Raw genomic sequence first — 16,723 nt, 5'->3', positions numbered from 1 at the left:
ATCTTCGCCCATTGGGCGTCAGTCAAAACGAATCGGTCCATCCCAAGCTTGAATCACAACCAAGCCCCGATGAGAATCCTGAATCCCAACAGACCCTAGCAGGTTGCTTGATGCGCTCGGATAATACCGCATCCTCGCAGAGATTAGATTCCGCAACCAAGCCGAAAGGCCATCGCTTCTGGTACTGGCGAAACTTTGAGGGACGCAGTTGCGCGCAATCCCTTGCTTGGACGAAACGGTGAGAACCTACTAGTCGACTACGCCGCGCATCGCGGCGCTGGTTTGCGTCGGGTGTACTGTCGTCGTATGTAATCTCTGATTGCGCGGGCACGGCCATTCGATGATCTTCCTCTTAGTTCCGGACTCGATTGTCGCCATGCGCCTATGACGAACCGGCATGCAGCATTCCATGAGCAGATGGTCTGCTGACCAACAATCGCATCTTCAAGCAGCGCAATGTCGACGTTGGGGTGATTAATCTCGCCGATGCTTGGGCTTGGGGGTTTTCGGGCGTAATGGTGCGCGGCTCCGGCGCGGCATGGGACCTGCGCAAGGCACAGCCCTACGAGTGCTACCCCGAGTTTGATTTCGACATCCCTGTTGGCAAGCACGGCGAGTGTTACGATCGCTATATCGTGCGCATGGAGGAGATGCGGCAGTCGGTCCGTATCATGAAGCAACGCATCGAAAAACTTCAGGAAACTGACGGACAGGGGCCGGTCGCGACGCAAGATCACAAGATCGTTCCGCCGCGGCGCGAATGAAATGAAGCGTTCGATGGAGGCAATCATCGAACACTTCAAGCTCTACACCGAGGGACATCGCGTTCCTGCCGGTGAGGTCTACGCGTCTGTCGAAGCGCCCAAAGGCGAGTTCGGCGTCTATCTTGTCTCCGATGGGACCAATGAACACTACAAGTGTAGATCCGCGCGCCCTCCTTTTCGCATCTCTCGGCGATGGACTTTATGACGCGCGGACACATGCTGGCCGATGTTTCTGCCATCATCGGATCCATCGATATCGTGTTCGGCGAGATTGATCGATGAGTTCTGGATCTGAGACCACCGAAATGTCAGGATCACTGCCTTGCGTAGCAGAAAACCAACTGAGAACGGAGAGACGTCATGCCAAATATTCAGGCCAACAATCAGACAATCACGCAGATCACGGTCGTTGAGTCCGGGCCGGAAAAGCAGGCTGAGGCTTTGTCATTGATGGCAGAGCGAGCACGTTTCATGGCGCGCCAGCCGGGATTTGTCTCAATCAGCCTGCATCGCCGCTTCGATGGTGGGCGAATTGTCAACTATGTCCAATGGCAAAGCCGCGAGCTCTTGCGGCAGGCTCACCAAGCGCCAGACTTTCGCAAGGCCTGGGGGACGTTTGACGATTTGACCGACCAAATTGACCCACACCTTTACGACGTCGCCGAGGTCTTCGACGGCGTTCGCTGAGCATCTCGTGACGTGTTGCCTCGTGACGGGAAATGAAGAGCGCTAGATTTGGAGCCTCAACAGGTTGTCCTCGGTCAGGTCGAGGCGGCAGAATGTGGTCGTGTTGCCTAAGGTGCTTCAGTGAGTTGGGCTTCTTCGCCCACTCACTCGATTAAGCGTTTCTCTGTCGAAACTTTGGTGCGAACGGCCGAAGCTATTCCCTGCTTATTAAGGCGAGCTAAAAGCCATAAGGTCGATGGAAAACGAGTCAGGCAGGGCCTCACATGTCGTATGACCCGTCGGATGTTTGAGAACTGTGGAGCACCCGGCGACTCATTTGCTGGCAAGTTATCCCGAAGAGAAACTCCTGCGCCGGGTTCTGCGTTAGCTCCAATGAACCAATTTCTAGATGGCTGCGCGCGGAGCGCGTATAGGCGCGATCGTGGCCGCCCGTTCTGTCCGTCTGTCCTTATACTGCGGAGGTGGCGCAATGAGACTGACTAAACGCCTAGCCGGAACACCCACCGAAGTTCCGCAACCTGTCGATCCAAAGCCGTCACAGCCGCCGCCGGGCGTGCCGCCGCATGGTCCGCCGGAAGTCTTTCCCGTGTGGTCCTGATCATGTGTTGTCCTTCGCCTTTCGACGGAATAGCAATCTAGATCGATCCGGCGCGGGTCATCGCGACCAAAGCGACCGTGATCACGCTGAACAGAGCGATCACGCCCGCGCCGAGGTTGACGGCGAAACCGAGCCCGTGCGCGGTCGCCACCGCGCCGAGAAGGAGCGAGACGGCACCCAGCGACACATAAGCCAGCAAATAGATTGCCGAGAGCACGCCGCCGCGGTGCTCGGACGGCGCCGCGCTGTTGATCGTCTGCAGGCCGCCGAAAAACAGCGGGCTATATCCGGCGCCGGAGATCGCCCCAGCGGCGAGGAAGACTGGCAAATGATGATGAGCGACCGCCTCCGCCAGCAGCACCATGCCTAGTGCAGATGCGGCGGCGCCGCCGGTCATCGCGGTCCGAGGTTGCAGCGCCCTGGCGCCAATCCCGACCACGGCGGAGGCGATCGCGAATACCGAGAGAGCCGCGCCATTCACGAGCGTGTTGGGCGATCCGACGCCTCCCACAGCGCCGTCACCGCGTCCTTGATCGTCGGATCATATCTACGCTTGCGCTCTCGAGCTGCCTCGACCGCGCCGGGCCCAACCGCTGCGCGCCGCCGGAGTGCGCGCACCGCATGCTTGCGATGCCAACCCGTCGTCGCGCACAGCTCGTCGAGAATCCGCCCCTTCTCCGCCCGTTTGGCCGACCGGTAACACGCGATCACCGCCGACAACACCTCGCGCCGCGCGCCCATACTGATCTTTCCCGCCATAGAGACCACCGAAACAATTTGGTGGCGCTGCTCCAGTCATCGGCGAGAAGTTGTCCAGTAACATTCTGCGTGAGGCAATGCGCCCCTTAGAGCGGCGGGTTTTGACGGTAGCGCTCGCCTCGTCGGAGCTGGTCGGGATAGCGGAGACGAGGCGAGCGCGGGCTGTGTGATCGTCGTCGCGGCTTTTGAAGCGCCAACTGTCGTTGCCGGTCTCAACGATGTCGCAGTGATGGGTCAGCCGGTCTAGCAACGCGGTGGTCATCTTGGCGTCGCCGAACACGCTGGGCCATTCTCCGAACGCGAGGTTGGTGGTGACAATGATCGACGTGCGCTCATAGAGCCGGCTGACGAGGTGGAACAGGAGCTGGCCGCCGGATTGGGCGAACGGCAGGTAGCCGAGTTCGTCGAGGACGATGAAGTCCATCCGGGTCAGATGCTCGGCGATACGACCCTGCCGTCCGTTGCGGGTCTCGATCTCCAGGCGGTTGACGAGGTCGACCACGTTGTAGAAGCGGCCGCGGGCACCAGATCGGATGCAGCTTCTGGCGATGGCGATGGCCATATGTGTTTTGCCGGTGCCGGTACCGCCGACCAGAACGGCGTTACGTTGCTGGGCGATGAAGCCGCCGCCGGCGAGATCATTGACCAGGGTCTGGTTGATGGGGGTGCCTTCGAACTGGAAGTCCTCAAGGTCCTTGGCAAGCGGCAGCTTGGCGATGGTGAGCTGGTACTTGATCGAGCGGGCCTGCTTCTCGTTGATCTCGGCATTGAGCAGGTCGCCGACAATGCGTTGGGGTTCGTGCTGGCGTTTGATGGCGGTCGCCATGATCTCGTCGAAGGCAGCCTTCATGCCGTAGAGCTTGAGCTCACCCATGAGGTCGAACAGTTGAGTACGCTCCATCAGATGGTTCTCCTGAGGTGGTCGTAACGAGCACAGTCGGCGATCGGGGCATGGCGCAATGTCAGCGCAGCCGGGGTGAGGACGTTGGCCGGCGGCGCAGGATCACGCTGGCGGGCCAGAACGTTGAGCACGACATCGGCGGAATGAACGCCGTGAGCGATCGCCTCGGCACAGGCCGCCTCGACGGCCGGCAAGCCGTCGGTCAGAACCGCGTTGAGGATGTCGACCATCTGCCGATTACCATCGTCGACACTGGCGAGCTTGCGCCGTACACGCTCAATCGCCGCCGGCAGCACCCAGTCCTTGAAGGGAGCGCCGTTGCGCAAGGCACCGGGTTTGCGAGCCAGCACCGGCACGTAATGCCAGTAGACGGTATCGCCGCGGCCGAACGAGCGAGCATGCCCGCCAACGATGCGTCCGTCCTGGCGGATCACAATGCGGTCGGCGCAGGCGTGAACCTCGACAGGTCGCCCGACAGCGCTGGCCGTGACCGAGTATTTATTGTTGTCGATTGCAGTCGCCGCAAAGTAGGCTGCGGACAGTGCCGCTTTCGTGACAGTGATCAACGGCAAGCTCGCGGCGCTTGCCGGTCTTCTTGACGATATTGCGATCTTCGCATTGGCAGATGAAGCAGACGCCGTTCTGCGCCCGAAACATTGCTAGTCTTCGAGCGACATGCCGTAGACTAGACGAAGCTTTGTCTGTTTCGTATAGCGGGGATGTGTTGCCTGCCATTCCTTTGACTTTCGCCTGTCGTACTCTTGGCGATCGGGGCTGGCGTTTTTCCATGCTCGCATGTATGCCGCGCTGCACGCCTTGCAAGCAACAGCGCAATCGTATTGAAATCGACCGCTTGGTACGCTTCTTCGAGCGACAACACGCCGCTGGCGACTATCAAGCTGCCACCAAGCAAGGCCGCTCCAGCCCGGTCAATCCGGTACACGGGTATCTTGCCAAGAGCCACGACGGCGTAGGTTGCAAGAAAGATCAACCATGCAGCAGCAGTCGTTGTTTCAGGCATCCATCTCATTATAGCTGCAGATGTGGATTCGCCTCACCAAAAAGAGCACGAGCGCGGTCCGGAAGCCACGAGGCGATCCGCACCGAGAGTTCGAGTTCGTGCAAATGCTTTACAATGCGTCGGCCGACAAACCCAGACGCCAGAACCCGAGGGAGGAGCCCGGTGCTTTCACAATACGATTTCTATCCCTATCACGCACTGTCATACCAAATGGGGTTGGAGGATCACCCAAGCCTCATCGATCGATCTCACCAAACACGATGTCGAGCGATCCGATGATCGCGTAAACATCGGCCAGCATGTGGCCTTGCGTGAGGAAGTCCATGGCCGAAAGATGAGCGAATGAGGGAGCCCGAATTTTGCACTTGTATGGGCGATTGGTCCCATCGGAAACAAGATAGACGCCGAATTCGCCCTTCGGCGCTTCCACCGCGGCGTAGACTTCACCGGCGGGCACTCGATGGCCCTCAGTAAGAGCTTGAAATGCTCGATGGTCGCTTCCATCGTGCGTTTCATCTCTGCACGGCGCGGCGGAACAATTTTGTTGTTCAGAATGGCGACCGGCCCTTGGCCTTCGGGCAGCCGTAACTTTTCCAGGCATTGCTTCATGATGTGCGCCGACTGACGCATTTCTTCCATGCGCACAAGATAGCGATCGAAGCAATCGCCATTCTTTCCGATCGGGATGTCGAAATCGAATTCGGAATAGCATTCATAGGGCTGTGCCTTGCGGAGGTCCCAGGCTGCCCCTGAGCCGCGGACCATAACACCGGAGAAGCCCCACCCCCACGCGTCTGCGAGCTTCACCTCGGCTATCCCAACATTGCGCTGCTTAAAAATGCGATTCCCCGTCAGCAGGCCGTCGAGGTCATCGCACACCTTCAGGAAAGGATCGCAAAAGGCCCAAATGTCGTCCAAAAGCTTCGGCGGCAAATCCTGATGCACGCCGCCGATACGGAAATAGTTTGCGTGCATGCGCGCACCGGAAGCGCGCTCGTAGAACACCATAAGTTTTTCGCGCTCCTCGAAGCCCCAGAGTGGAGGAGTAAGTGCACCGACATCCATCGCCTGCGTCGTAACATTGAGAAGTTGCGAAAGTAGGCGACCTATCTCGCAATAAAGCACGCGAATGAGCTGGCCTCGCTTTGGCACTGTGATGTTAAGAAGCTTCTCGGCCGCTAGACAGAAAGCATGCTCCTGATTCATCGGTGCGACATAGTCGAGACGATCGAAATAGGACAGCGCCTGCAGGTAGGTCTTGGATTCGATCAGTTTCTCAGTGCCGCGATGCAGAAGACCAATATGCGGATCGACGCGCCGCACCACTTCGCCGTCAAGCTCCAGGAGACGCAACACCCCGTGAGCAGCAGGATGCTGCGGTCCAAAATTGATCGAAATTTCGTAACGGAGCGTCGGCCATTTACGCCTCATGCAAAGGGAGAGAAGAGACCTCGCATTGTCTCGGCTTCGGCAGAGCACACCGATCTGAAGCGCGAAGTCGTCAGCGGCCACAAAGCCGCGCGGCGACCGATCGGATCAGATCGATTGCCAACCCAACGAGTCTGAAACGTTTCGTCAGTGCGCACGCCTACCTCCCCTTCCCGATAGCTGCCAGCCGGATCATGTTGCGACAAGTACAGCCCGAAGGTAGCTCGGACCGATCAGAATGTTCGCGGCCGTGTTCGTCTCCGGAGCTCTGCCGACGAAAATGCAATGCACTCGCCCGTGCCGATCTCCGACGAGGCACTTTTTGAGTCAGATTGCCGAGACGCTCGTGTTTTTGTCGGAGGCCACCGCAGACTGGGGCGCGCCGTCTGAGATCCTCTGACATGCGGGCAGTTGAAGCACAGTCGCTCGCTGGCTCTCTTTAAGATGGGTCAACAGTACAGGTCCCGTTTGAAACTCGATCGCGTCGTGGTTATGGAGCCGGGCATTTGCCGACCCGAATATTGCCTGTTGTGGTCCAGATCCATCCGTTATTGAATTTAACATCTTGATCGGAGGCGAGCTCAGTTTCCGAAAGCACACAAACTGCCACCCCGGGTCGATGTTCCAGGAAAATCGTGGAGACTCAGCGTCTCTCCAACTTCGGCGGGGCGCGTTGCTGCTGCATGTAGACTATACAGTCGCACACTAGCTCCTCGTTCGAGAATTAACTCGAGCCCAAGACACGCAAGCCTCTATCCAAGCCTCTATCAGAGTGGAGTATGCATCCGGTTGTTGGCGAATATGCGGCTCTCGGCCAAGTATCCGTTCACAATTACTTTCCAGGGAAGGTATTACCTTTTTGGAACATCGCACATGTCGTTCAGTTGATGGTTCATCCGAAGCGACAAGCTGTATGTCCAAGATCAAGGACGGACTCATTTTCCTCGGCGTAGCGCTGGTGGTGTGTGGCATCGCCGCGGTGTTCGGCGTGGTCGCCGCGCAGGACTGGGTGCAGCGCGCGGTGTCGAACAGCATCAGCAATGCTGTCCTTGGCAGGCCCGTGGACTGGGAATTGAACTTTCAGTATGCGGGCACAGCGTTCGAACAGGATCTCCTCAGGCTGCACAACCTGTTGTTCGGCGTCGATCTGGCCATTTGCTCCCTTGTCGCCGTCCTGCTGCTTTATTCGGTCTGGCGTTTTCGAAGGTCAAGGAACACCGTGCCGTCGCAGAGGACACACAATACACCCCTCGAAATCTTGTGGACCGTTGTTCCCGTCGCCATCCTCGCCTACATCGCCGTACCTTCTTTCGCTCTCGTCTATCGTTACAACGTTATCCCCTCCAGCGGAATGACGCTGAAAGTCACAGGCCATCAATGGTATTGGGAATACCAATATCCCACCGAGGGCAATCTTGACATCATCAGCATGATCCTGCCGGAAGCCAAGCTTAAATCCCAACAGGGCCAGCAAGCGTTGCGGCTTTTTGCCGTCGACAACTATGCCGTTTTGCCGGTTGGGACAGTGATCCACATCGAGGTCACCGGAGCCGACGTCATTCATTCATTCATGGTCCCCTCGCTCGGCTTGCAGAAATACGCGATGCCCGGCCGCATCAACGAGATCTGGACAAAAATCGACCGTGAGGGAGATTACTACGGACAGTGTTCGCAACTGTGCGGACAAAATCATGCTTTCATGCCGATTGGCATTCGAGCCGTTTCAAAGAAGGACTTTGCTGCCTGGGTTGAAAGTCAAAAGCAGCAGAAGGTCTCTTTGCTGAGCGCGCCGCCCCAGGAGGGACGTCGCTCACCGAATTAGCTTGCCGGAGATTGAACATGGCTGATATCGCGTTACCTACGCCCGTGCCGCATGAGGCAGAGTCCTTTTGGCGACGGTGGCTCGAAGCCACCAACCACAAAGATATCGGTACACTCTACCTTTGTGGGGCGACCCTGGCCGGTATTCTGGCGGTCAGCCTTTCCATCGTCATGCGTATGGAATTGCAATCGCCCGGCGTTCAATTCCTCAAGGATGCGGCGGGCAATCCTGACGGCCAGCTCTACAATGTGATCGTGACGGCCCACGGCCTGCTGATGATGTTCTTCGTCATCATTCCCGCGATGTTCGGAGGTTTCGGAAACTACTTTGTTCCATTGATGATCGGCGCGCCAGACATGGCGTTCCCGCGCTTGAACAATTTGAGCTTCTGGCTCTTCATCGCCGGTCTGACGATGCTGATATCCTCACTGTTCGTCGGGAGCGGCTCGGGCACCGGATGGACGCTCTATCCGCCTCTGGCCTCGATCACCGGACAACCGGGCCCATCTGTGGACATGGCGATCCTGTCGATCCACTTGTCGGGGGCTTCTTCGATCCTCGCTTCGATGAACTTCCTCGCCACCATCCTCAACATGCGTGCGCCAGGAATGCATCTGTTCAAGATGCCGCTCTTTCCCTGGGCCATCCTATGCACCGCCGTTTTGATGATTGTGTCGATCCCGGTTCTGGCGGGTGCCATCACCATGCTTCTCGTCGACCGCAATTTCGGCACCACCTTCTTTGATGCCTCCGGTGGCGGCGATCCGATGTTGTTCCAAAATCTGTTCTGGTTCTTCGGGCATCCCGAGGTCTACATGATGATCCTTCCGGCCTTCGGCGTCATAAGCCAGGTCATCGCCACCTTCAGCGGCAAGCCCATATTCGGCTATCTCGGTATGATCTATGCGCTCGTATCAATCACATTTATCAGCTTCATCGTCTGGGCTCATCACATGTTCCTCACCGGGATAAGCCTGGAGGCGCAAATCTTCTTCTCGTTCGCCTCCATGGTCATCGCGGTGCCGACCGGCATCAAAGTGTTCTCCTGGCTCGCGACCATCTGGGGCGGCTCGCTCGATTTGCGTGCCCCGATGTTGTGGGCCTTGGGCTTCATCTTCGTATTCACGGTCGGCGGGGTCACCGGCGTCAATCTCGCGAGCGCAAGCTTCGATGTCGCGGCCCACAACACCTACTACGTCGTCGCCCACTTCCACTATGTCATGTCGCTCGGCGCCGCATTCGGCCTCTTCGCGGGACTGTACTACTGGATCGGCAAGATCAGCGGCCGGCAATATCCGGAATGGGCAGGCAAGCTCCATTTCTGGGCGACGTTCGTGAGCGTCAACTTGACGTTCTTCCCGATGCACATGCTGGGCGCGGAGGGCATGCCGCGCCGCGTGATCGATTATCCCCCAGCCTTTGCCGGCTGGAATTTGATCAGTTCCATTGGAGCCTATCTTGGCGGAATTTCCTTTGTCTTCGGCCTTGGCGTGTTGCTCTACACGCTGCTCGCCGGCCGGCATGTCCAAGAGGCCAACTATTGGGGCCCGGGCGCCACTACGCTTGAGTGGACCGTACCGTCCCCGGCTCCTCACCACACATTCGAAACGTTGCCGCTCGTTCGCTGATCGCTTCGATGAAGACTAACGTAACGGACACGTTCGATAGAGATCACGCCACGCTTTGGCGCCCGGTGACGAAAGCGGTGGACGACGGTGACCAAGCCGTCCATTGCATGGATCGGCACGACCTGGTCGCCGGCACCTTGCTCGTCGTCACCGGCTTCGTTCTTTGGTTGCTGTGTGCTGACCGTGCCGCTGTGATGCCGTTCTGGGCGCCGTGGGACTTCTCTTGGGCGGCATTTGCGAGCACCTGGCTCGTGATATGGTGGTTTGTCCGCGGCGTCGCCCGCACAGCGGCGGCGCGCAGGCCTTTGCTGGCGCGGTGGGTAAGCTTTCTTGTGGGTACCCTCGCGATCTATTCGGTGCTGGACACGCATTTCGAGTATGCGGCCCAGCACATGTTCGTGCTCAATCGCATCCAGCATGCGGTGATGCATCATCTCGGGCCGATGCTCATAGCGCTATCGTGGCCAGGAGCCACAATCGCGCGAGGGATGCCGCGGGGGCTGCGCGCATTATTGCAGCATCGTATGGTCCTGGGCGCCGTCAAATTTGTGCAGCAACCGATCCTCGCTGCATCGCTATTCGTGGGCATCATCTTCTTCTGGCTGATTCCTGCCGTGCATTTCCGTGCCATGCTCGATTCGCGTCTCTACGCGCTGATGAATTGGAGCATGATTGTCGACGGAATCCTGTTTTGGTGCCTTCTGCTGGATCCGCGCCCGTCGCCGCCTGCGCGGACCTCCTTCGCCGTCAGGGCAATGCTCTCGATCGGTGTCATGTTTCCGCAGATTCTCGGCGGCGCCTTGATCGCGTTCAGCCGTTACGAGCTATATCCTAGTTACGGCTTGTGCGGCCCGCTGTTTCCGGGAGTGAGCGCGTCCGCCGATCAAACGCTTGGCGGCCTTGTGATATGGATTCCAACTGCGATGATGAGTGTGCTCGCAATCATGCTCATCCTGAACGCGTCACGCCGCTGCAGCGACACGCCGCAGCAGCTCGGCGCGGAGGGGTCTTCGACGGCCGTCGAGGCAAGGCTGTGGACCGGACGATGAACCCGATCAGGACGAGTGCATGAAACGTGAGAGCCAGCCCGGGGCAGGTGGCGTCCCGAGGAGAATGCGCAAATCCTGCACCATCGCATCCAGTCCGGCGGGCGCAGGGCTTTCCAGTCCGGCGAACAGCCGCCTCACGTTTCCGCCCTTGTCGAACAAATAAACGCCGGTGCTGTGCGTCACCTCGTAGCCTCCGGACCCGGGAGTCGGTTTCACCGAATAGGCAACGCGATAGCGTTTTGCGAGTGCGGCCAATTGATCAGCCGTTCCCCGTAGGGCATCGACCTGCAGCGCAAACGAACTGGTGTACTGCTTCAGGACGCCCAGATTGTCGCGGTTGGGATCGATCGTGACGAGCAGGACGCGGATCTGATCAGAGCGTGCGCCAAGCCTGCCAAGCATCGTCGTCAGGTTGGAAAGCGTCATCGGGCACACGTCGGGGCATGACGTATAGCCGAAGTACAGAAGTACGAGCTTTCCACGATAGTCGGCAGCCGTCACCTCGTGACCGTCGGAAGCCCGGCGCATAGTAAACGCAAGCGGTGGCAAACTCCCCGAAACATCGACGGAAGAACCCAAATTGGCGGGGTTGCCGGCGTCGCATGCCGAAAGCATGACGAAGCAGGCCCCTGCCCCCAGAAGCTGGGTCCAAGTTCGACGCGTTAGCCCTGTTTGGGATGCCATGCCCCCATAAACGGCGCCGGACGCCACGAGTTCCGTCGATACGCTGTCCGTGCGGCTCGGGTGGCGGGTCTTGCTGCGGGTTCTGATTCGGAAGGCCTCATCCCGCTCTGTTTCGTGTCAAAAGTTGGTTGTGATTGCAATTGACGATGCAGCGCAACTTGGGGTGCTTTCATCACGAATCCACGTTGTTTGGGCGCTTGCTCAGGCCGGGACACTCGAAGACCGCCCTCGATATACAAAGTCTCAATGCTTCGACCCATTCCCGTTTCCCGATGCCAACAGTATTCAAAGCAAGCGATCCGTGTCATCGTCGAAGAACTCGATGCGCACCGGAAAAGAGTGCTGACCGAGCACGCGCATTTGACGCTCACGGGACTCTACAACGTGCTTGAAATGTTGCGCGCTGGGGCTAACCCGGATGACCTCGATCAATCTGACCGAGCGACCTACGATGACGGTCTCGTCCTGATCATAAAGGAACTGCACGACAAGATCGATGTCGCGGTGGCCGCAGCCTATGACTGATCGAGCGTGCAGGGACCGCGGCAGGGCTGAACTTCAAGGCGCATCCACATATGCTTCGGCACGCTTGCGGATATGCGCTCGCCAACAAAGGCCATGACACCCGCGCCCTGCAAGCCTATCTAGGGCACAAGAACATCCAGCACACTGTGCGCTACACAGAACTGTCGCCTACGCGCTTCAAGAACTTTTGGCGGTAGCAACAGTTCGCTTTGCCGTCGAGAGCAGACGTCCGCCTAGAGTACGAATTCGTCTGTTAAGAGGGCCGGGAGCAGAACTTGCGAGAGCGAATTCAAGCATCGACGGTCTGACAGGACGTACCAGGCTCTTTTTTCGAAATGAGATTACTCGCAGTATCAGTGTGGGCCGGTATCCAGATGAAAAGCCGTCTCGAGAGCAAGGCGTCCTGACCCAATGGCGCGGGACCGAAGCCCGGCTCCTCTCACCCGAACTGGCTAAATTGTTTCTACCCAGGACACGAAGTAGCTCGCGCGCTTTCGCCTCTTCTCGCAGTTGTGAAGCCGGTACAGATTGTGGGGGAACAGTCGGAGCATCAGATAGGGGGCGGTTGCGGGATTGGAGCTGATGCTATGCGCTCTGTTTTGGCGGTGAGTTTGATCGTCCTGTGCACCTCGGCCGACGCTGCAAAGGTGCGTCACGCTCGGGCGCGCCCAACAGCGGCGGAACGTCCGAGTCCGGATGTCAATTCTCGGGCGCGTTTCGCGGTCCCCGGATGGAGTGACGATGCAACGCGGCGATGGCTGGATAACGCTTCCTCCAATGTCGGCCGCGGTGGCTAACAACCGAAATCGCTTGCAGGTATAGCTCTCGCTCTCGCCTAAGGCCGACCACTCTTTACCCTCGGATCGAAGGTCTAATTGGCGATCCATTTGCTCGAGAACTCATGCGCTATCTTGTACCTGGTCACTGCGTTGGCATCTTCGCATGGAACTGCAATGGGATCTCTCGGAACCGCAAAATCGCGGTCCGCCACGTAGACGACCAAAAAGCATTTCTGCTGATGCTCACCAAGCTCCCTGTGCTTTAGCTTAAATGTGACCTCGACAAAACCAGCCTCAAGAACACGATTTTTCCATTTCACAGTGCCGTAGTCACGGAGGTCAGTTGAAACATTTTCGAGCTCCCAGGCTCCTCGTATTTTCTCTCGATACCAAGTCGCCAGCGTGGGCCATCTCTGCTTTACGTACGTCTTATCTCCCGCATCACTTATCGCGGACGCGAACTCCTTCACCTCTTCAGCAATCATCTCCTTGCAATCCGCGCGCCAGCGCTCCATTATCTTTTCTGAGCGCTTCTTGGCGTTGTCGTTTCTCAGCCTCGGTTTGTTTGCTTTCTTGCTCCCGACGGTACTGGTCGTCCTTTTGCTTTTGCTCCAGCTCTTTCTCCGTCCGTAATTTTCTAGCTTCAGCCTCGGCCACCTCCTTCTGTTCAGCTTCCACGTCTGCTGGCGTTCAATGCTACGATCGAGGCGGCGCGGGCCGGTGAGGCCGGGCGCGGTTTTGCGGTGGTGGCATCGGAGGTGAAGACGTTGGCCGAACAGACGAGAAAAGGCACCGGGGAGACAGCCGTAGATCCAATCCAGGCTGATCGGCGGCGGCGCGACTGGCTTGCGATTGTTGTTGCACTGATCGCGCGCCTGCAACTGAACCTTTTTTCCCCTCGGTTGCTTTTCCAGGTTATACGCCGCGACCGCCAACGGGAGATCATCCTTGTGATCTGCCAGGTTTCGCGCCAGCGCGAGCCCGTCCTCCATCGATTGCGCCGCGCCTTGGGCCATCGTCGGCATTCATGGGATGGGCCGCATCTCCGATCAGACCTATCCTGCCGTTTACCCAATTTTCGAGCGGCTCCCTGTCGTAAATGCCTCAGCGATAACAACTCGTGATCTTCCGGAACATGCCCAGCAATGCTTCATTCCAGCCGGAATAGACCTGCAGCATTTCATCGATGCTTCAGTGAACTGCCCAGGACTCTTCAGCCCACTCTTCCGAAACGCGACCGGCGGAAATGTTCTTGTATTCGCCGCCGCGCACCGGATAGCAAATGACGTGACCGGTCGCCCGATCCAGCCGATATAATCTGTCGGTTGCGTGACACCCGGTGATCCGTGCCGACTTGCGATCTCCATCGGCACCATGGCACGCCAGCAAATCTGATTGGTAAACCGCGCGACACTTTCACCGAACAGAATCTTTCGAACCACGGAATGGATGCAGTCGGCGCCGTCGATGACGTCAGCTTCGATGTGGTTGCGTCGGAGACGGTCGCGGTGGCGTCGTCCTTGGTGGTTGCGACGCTGACGCAGCCCTTGTTCAAATAGATCGCGTTTGCCGGCACCTTGGCGATCAGGGCATCGTGCACGTCCGGGCGATACGCCAACGCATAGGGCGAGCCGAACCGGCGCTGCATCATCCCTTACCACGGATCGCGATAGCGAAGATCGGCGGTGTCCCATGTCAAAGAGACCATCGCGGTAGGCTCGACGGCAAATCGCTTCGATTCATCGAAGATGCCGATCGCGCGGGCCACCTTGGTCGGGTTCGGTCCGAATTGAACGATGGAGGAGACCGCGGCTCGGCGCGCTGCCGACACGCTGCTCGCCGAGCACAGAGCGAACACCCGTTTTAAGCCTTTCGACCGGCCAAACGCGCCTTCCACTGTCTCGGACGCTTACGATATCCAGCAACATTATGTCGAGCTGCTCCGCGCCGAGCACGGCGACACCATCGGCTACAAGGTCGGACTGACCTCAAAGCCGATGCAGCAATTCTGTGGCATCGATCATCCGATCGCCGGCGTGGTCCTCGCCCGACGCGCGCACCGCTCAGGTGCGACGATAAAGCGCGCCGACTTCGGGCGTCTCGGCCTCGAATTCGAGATCGCCGTCCGCCTCAAATCAAAGGTGCCGGCCACGACGTCCCCCATGACGGCCGAGCAGATCACGCCCCATATCGGCGGCGTTTGCGCCGCCATCGAACTGGTCGATGATCGCGCCGCCGATTACACCGGCCTCGACGTGCTTGCGCTGCTGGCAGATAATTCCTGGAATGGCGGCATCGTGACTTCCGAATGGCGCTCGGCCTGGCCGGATCTGGAAAGCGTGCTCGGCAAGGCGACGCGGGACGGCGCCGCGATCGGCGAAGGCCATGGCCGGGATATCCTCGGCCATCCCTTCAACTCCGTGGCCTAGCTGGCCGCACACCTCGCCATCCGCGGCGAAGGTCTGCAGGCGGGTCAGATCGTGATGACAGGCAGCGTGATGAAGACCATCTTCCCGACCGAAGATGCCGTCTACGATTTTTCGCTCGACCATCTCGGGATTGTAAGTGTCGAAGTGGACTGAAATCAGTTCCAAACGCCAGAGAACAAGCGACGACGGGATCTTTGCAGAAGCTCCAATAGACCGTGCCTTGAGTTCAATTTAGGGTGTCTTGGAAACCACGCAGCTAAAGCTTGCAGCGTCGCTGACATCCCCTCTGGCGTTAGTGCATTTCGGCTGGCCAAGCGCAAAGCGATCTGGAGAAAAAAGCGGATCGGTTGGGCGCGCGGGCGTGGCTGGCGATCCTCTGTCCCTTGTGGAAGACCTCGATGGTCTTGTCGGCGATGCGGACATCGACGAGTTCACGGATCAGCCGATAAGGGGTGGAATACCAATGGCCGTCGATCTCGACATGATAGTCGGGCGCGACGCGGCAACGCTTCCAGCGCGCAAAGACGTAGGGCTGGTCCGGCAGTTCTCCCAGCTTGGGACGATCGATCTCGGCGAACAGCTCGGTCCGGCTGGAGCCAAAACCGCGCATCTGGCGGGCGTTGAGTTCGACGACGAGGCCGCGGATGGCCGCATTGAGCTCCGCCAGGGAAAAGAAGCGCTGGTTGCGCAGGCGGGCCAGGATCCAGCGCTGGGCGATCTGGACGGCGACCTCAACCTTGGCCTTGTCCTTTGGCCGCCTCGGCCTCGCCGCCAGGATCGCGGTGCCGTAATGACCGGCCATCTCGGCATAGGTTCGGTTGATCCCGGGATCGTAGCGATCGGGGTTGGTCACGGCGGCCTTGAGATTATCGCAGACCACGAACTTCGGCACGCCGCCGAGATACCTGAACAGGTTGGCATGCACGCCGATCCAGTCGGACAGGCTCTCGCTTGGGCGGGCCTCGGCGTAGGTGTAGTTCGAGGCCCCCATCGCCGCGACGAACAGCTTCATGGCGCGCACTTCGCCGGTGATGGGATCGAAGATGTCGATGGTGTCGCCAGCGAAATCGACGAACACCTTCTCCCCACCGATGTGGGTCTGACGCATGCTCGGCTGCGCCCGCTGCTTCCAGGCCTCGAAAGTCGTGCAAAACCAGGTATAGCCAAAGCCGTCTGGATTGGCGGCGCGATACTCTTCCCACAACAGCAGGCGTGTCACGCTGCGCCGGCGTAGCTCCTTCTCCACATAAACCCAGTCGGGGGACGGTCGTCGGTCGCTTTGCGAGGCAGCCTTTGGCGCCGGGAACAGCAGCAGCTCCAGGCCCTCGTCATCCATGCCCTCCGGCAGCGGCCAGCTCAGCCCGTATGTTGGCCGCTTCGAGCACCCTCAACCGCATATAATAGTAACAAGCGGTAGGCGAGCTATCGCCCAAAGTTGGTGACGGCGGGAATCGGAAAGGCGGCATATCGTGGGCGTGCTTGACGCCTCCACTTCTCCACCGAAGGAGCGATATGCCGTGTCCAACGATAACGTCATCCATCTGATTCAACCAGGAATCTTCGACGATCAACTCACAGAAGTCTTGCGCAATGGAGCGCGTGCCCTGCTGGCCCAGGCGGTCGAGGCCGAGGTTGCAGACTTTCTAGGC

The 16,723-nt window shown here is 58.8% G+C and carries 15 protein-coding genes and 7 pseudogenes; 13 read left to right on the top strand and 9 right to left on the bottom strand.

Annotated features, from left to right (window positions below; genetic code table 11):
- The 4 genes and pseudogenes from IVB27_RS27030 to IVB27_RS27020 form a co-directional block, all read left to right on the top strand.
- Positions 1 to 242, top strand: a 242-nt coding sequence (locus IVB27_RS27030; RefSeq protein ID WP_247446129.1) for a hypothetical protein, incomplete at its 5' end; no start/stop codon positions are given.
- Positions 243 to 422: 180 nt separating this feature from the next.
- Positions 423 to 764: an NADH-quinone oxidoreductase subunit D-related protein gene (locus tag IVB27_RS43740; protein WP_524536512.1), complete on the top strand. Its 342-nt coding sequence runs from the start codon at positions 423 to 425 to the stop codon at positions 762 to 764.
- Between the two features lies 1 nt (position 765).
- Positions 766 to 1,046 (top strand): annotated as a pseudogene (locus IVB27_RS43735) (NADH-quinone oxidoreductase subunit D-related protein).
- Between the two features lie 78 nt (positions 1,047 to 1,124).
- A complete protein-coding gene (locus IVB27_RS27020; protein ID WP_247446128.1) occupies positions 1,125 to 1,451 on the top strand; it encodes an antibiotic biosynthesis monooxygenase family protein in 327 nt (108 codons plus the stop codon).
- A 635-nt stretch (positions 1,452 to 2,086) separates the two neighbouring features.
- Here IVB27_RS27020 and IVB27_RS27015 read toward each other — a convergent pair.
- From IVB27_RS27015 to IVB27_RS26995, 6 genes and pseudogenes are all read right to left on the bottom strand, one after another.
- On the bottom strand, positions 2,087 to 2,446 hold the full coding sequence (locus IVB27_RS27015) for a hypothetical protein (RefSeq protein ID WP_247446127.1): 360 nt from the start codon (positions 2,444 to 2,446) through the stop codon (positions 2,087 to 2,089).
- Between the two features lie 540 nt (positions 2,447 to 2,986).
- A pseudogene (istB, locus tag IVB27_RS27010) lies at positions 2,987 to 3,709 on the bottom strand (IS21-like element helper ATPase IstB); the annotation flags it as partial.
- Positions 3,675 to 4,218 (bottom strand): annotated as a pseudogene (locus tag IVB27_RS27005) (Mu transposase domain-containing protein); the annotation flags it as partial. The pseudogenes istB and IVB27_RS27005, both read right to left, overlap by 35 nt.
- Complete coding sequence (locus tag IVB27_RS43730) at positions 4,208 to 4,366, bottom strand: endonuclease domain-containing protein (protein ID WP_524536510.1); 159 nt, start codon at positions 4,364 to 4,366, stop codon at positions 4,208 to 4,210. The pseudogene IVB27_RS27005 and the gene IVB27_RS43730, both read right to left, overlap by 11 nt.
- A 28-nt stretch (positions 4,367 to 4,394) precedes the next feature.
- Positions 4,395 to 4,730, bottom strand: coding sequence for a hypothetical protein (locus IVB27_RS27000; protein ID WP_247446126.1), 336 nt, complete (start codon positions 4,728 to 4,730; stop codon positions 4,395 to 4,397).
- Positions 4,731 to 4,965: 235 nt separating this feature from the next.
- Positions 4,966 to 6,150, bottom strand: a pseudogene (locus IVB27_RS26995) (NADH-quinone oxidoreductase subunit D).
- Positions 6,151 to 7,071: 921 nt separating this feature from the next.
- On the opposite strand from IVB27_RS26995, the gene coxB reads away from it, so the two are divergent.
- The 3 genes from coxB to IVB27_RS26980 are packed head-to-tail and all read left to right on the top strand — an operon-like array spanning position 7,072 to position 10,657.
- Positions 7,072 to 7,980: a cytochrome c oxidase subunit II gene (gene coxB, locus IVB27_RS26990; protein WP_247446125.1), complete on the top strand. Its 909-nt coding sequence runs from the start codon at positions 7,072 to 7,074 to the stop codon at positions 7,978 to 7,980.
- A gap of 17 nt (positions 7,981 to 7,997) precedes the next feature.
- Positions 7,998 to 9,608, top strand: coding sequence for a cytochrome c oxidase subunit I (gene ctaD, locus IVB27_RS26985; RefSeq protein WP_247446124.1), 1,611 nt, complete (start codon positions 7,998 to 8,000; stop codon positions 9,606 to 9,608).
- An 8-nt stretch (positions 9,609 to 9,616) separates the two neighbouring features.
- Positions 9,617 to 10,657 (top strand): cytochrome c oxidase assembly protein, encoded by a 1,041-nt coding sequence (locus IVB27_RS26980; RefSeq protein ID WP_247446123.1) that lies wholly within the window; start codon positions 9,617 to 9,619, stop codon positions 10,655 to 10,657.
- Between the two features lie 6 nt (positions 10,658 to 10,663).
- Here IVB27_RS26980 and IVB27_RS26975 read toward each other — a convergent pair whose 3' ends face one another.
- Positions 10,664 to 11,272, bottom strand: a complete 609-nt coding sequence (locus tag IVB27_RS26975) for an SCO family protein (RefSeq protein ID WP_247446122.1) — start codon at positions 11,270 to 11,272, stop codon at positions 10,664 to 10,666.
- A 118-nt stretch (positions 11,273 to 11,390) separates the two neighbouring features.
- On the opposite strand from IVB27_RS26975, the gene IVB27_RS43345 reads away from it, so the two are divergent.
- The 4 genes and pseudogenes from IVB27_RS43345 to IVB27_RS26960 form a co-directional block, all read left to right on the top strand.
- The gene (locus IVB27_RS43345) at positions 11,391 to 11,687 is read left to right on the top strand and encodes a type IIL restriction-modification enzyme MmeI (protein WP_345946922.1); all 297 of its coding nucleotides are present in this window, start codon (positions 11,391 to 11,393) and stop codon (positions 11,685 to 11,687) included.
- Positions 11,588 to 11,866: a hypothetical protein gene (locus IVB27_RS26970; protein ID WP_247446121.1), complete on the top strand. Its 279-nt coding sequence runs from the start codon at positions 11,588 to 11,590 to the stop codon at positions 11,864 to 11,866. Before IVB27_RS43345 ends, IVB27_RS26970 begins: the two co-directional genes overlap by 100 nt.
- The gene (locus IVB27_RS43725) at positions 11,863 to 12,063 is read left to right on the top strand and encodes a tyrosine-type recombinase/integrase (protein ID WP_524536511.1); all 201 of its coding nucleotides are present in this window, start codon (positions 11,863 to 11,865) and stop codon (positions 12,061 to 12,063) included. Before IVB27_RS26970 ends, IVB27_RS43725 begins: the two co-directional genes overlap by 4 nt.
- Before the next feature lie 1,262 nt (positions 12,064 to 13,325).
- A pseudogene (locus tag IVB27_RS26960) lies at positions 13,326 to 13,469 on the top strand (methyl-accepting chemotaxis protein); the annotation flags it as partial.
- 389 nt (positions 13,470 to 13,858) lie between these two features.
- Here IVB27_RS26960 and IVB27_RS26955 read toward each other — a convergent pair.
- Positions 13,859 to 14,293, bottom strand: a complete 435-nt coding sequence (locus IVB27_RS26955; protein WP_247446120.1) for a hypothetical protein — start codon at positions 14,291 to 14,293, stop codon at positions 13,859 to 13,861.
- 148 nt (positions 14,294 to 14,441) lie between these two features.
- Here IVB27_RS26955 and IVB27_RS26950 point away from each other — a divergent pair, with 148 nt between their 5' ends.
- Positions 14,442 to 15,074 carry a 2-keto-4-pentenoate hydratase gene (locus tag IVB27_RS26950; RefSeq protein ID WP_247446119.1) on the top strand — a complete coding sequence of 211 codons (633 nt, stop codon included), beginning with the start codon at positions 14,442 to 14,444 and terminating at the stop codon, positions 15,072 to 15,074.
- Between the two features lie 343 nt (positions 15,075 to 15,417).
- On the opposite strand, the pseudogene istA reads toward IVB27_RS26950, so the two are convergent.
- Positions 15,418 to 16,440: pseudogene (gene istA, locus IVB27_RS26945) on the bottom strand (IS21 family transposase); the annotation flags it as partial.
- 151 nt (positions 16,441 to 16,591) lie between these two features.
- Between istA and IVB27_RS26940 the strand changes: the two are divergent.
- A pseudogene (locus tag IVB27_RS26940) lies at positions 16,592 to 16,723 on the top strand (IS256 family transposase); the annotation flags it as partial.

Origin of the sequence: Bradyrhizobium sp. 197 (assembly GCF_023073375.1) — a bacterium.
In the GTDB taxonomy this organism is placed as follows: domain Bacteria; phylum Pseudomonadota; class Alphaproteobacteria; order Rhizobiales; family Xanthobacteraceae; genus Bradyrhizobium.
Note: the sequence above shows the minus strand (reverse complement) of the source record. Positions and strands in the feature narration are given on the sequence as shown.

Bases quoted from the DNA above. Each gene is read 5' to 3' on its own strand.
- IVB27_RS27020 (WP_247446128.1), top strand. From the start codon at position 1,125: ATGCCAAATATTCAGGCCAACAATCAGACAATCACGCAGATCACGGTC.
- IVB27_RS27015 (WP_247446127.1), bottom strand. From the start codon at position 2,446: ATGACCGGCGGCGCCGCCGCATCTGCACTAGGCATGGTGCTGCTGGCG.
- IVB27_RS43730 (WP_524536510.1), bottom strand. From the start codon at position 4,366: ATGTTTCGGGCGCAGAACGGCGTCTGCTTCATCTGCCAATGCGAAGAT.
- IVB27_RS27000 (WP_247446126.1), bottom strand. From the start codon at position 4,730: ATGCCTGAAACAACGACTGCTGCTGCATGGTTGATCTTTCTTGCAACC.
- coxB (WP_247446125.1), top strand. From the start codon at position 7,072: ATGTCCAAGATCAAGGACGGACTCATTTTCCTCGGCGTAGCGCTGGTG.
- ctaD (WP_247446124.1), top strand. From the start codon at position 7,998: ATGGCTGATATCGCGTTACCTACGCCCGTGCCGCATGAGGCAGAGTCC.
- IVB27_RS26980 (WP_247446123.1), top strand. From the start codon at position 9,617: ATGAAGACTAACGTAACGGACACGTTCGATAGAGATCACGCCACGCTT.
- IVB27_RS26975 (WP_247446122.1), bottom strand. From the start codon at position 11,272: ATGCTTTCGGCATGCGACGCCGGCAACCCCGCCAATTTGGGTTCTTCC.
- IVB27_RS26970 (WP_247446121.1), top strand. From the start codon at position 11,588: ATGCTTCGACCCATTCCCGTTTCCCGATGCCAACAGTATTCAAAGCAA.
- IVB27_RS26955 (WP_247446120.1), bottom strand. From the start codon at position 14,293: ATGCAGCGCCGGTTCGGCTCGCCCTATGCGTTGGCGTATCGCCCGGAC.
- IVB27_RS26950 (WP_247446119.1), top strand. From the start codon at position 14,442: ATGGAGGAGACCGCGGCTCGGCGCGCTGCCGACACGCTGCTCGCCGAG.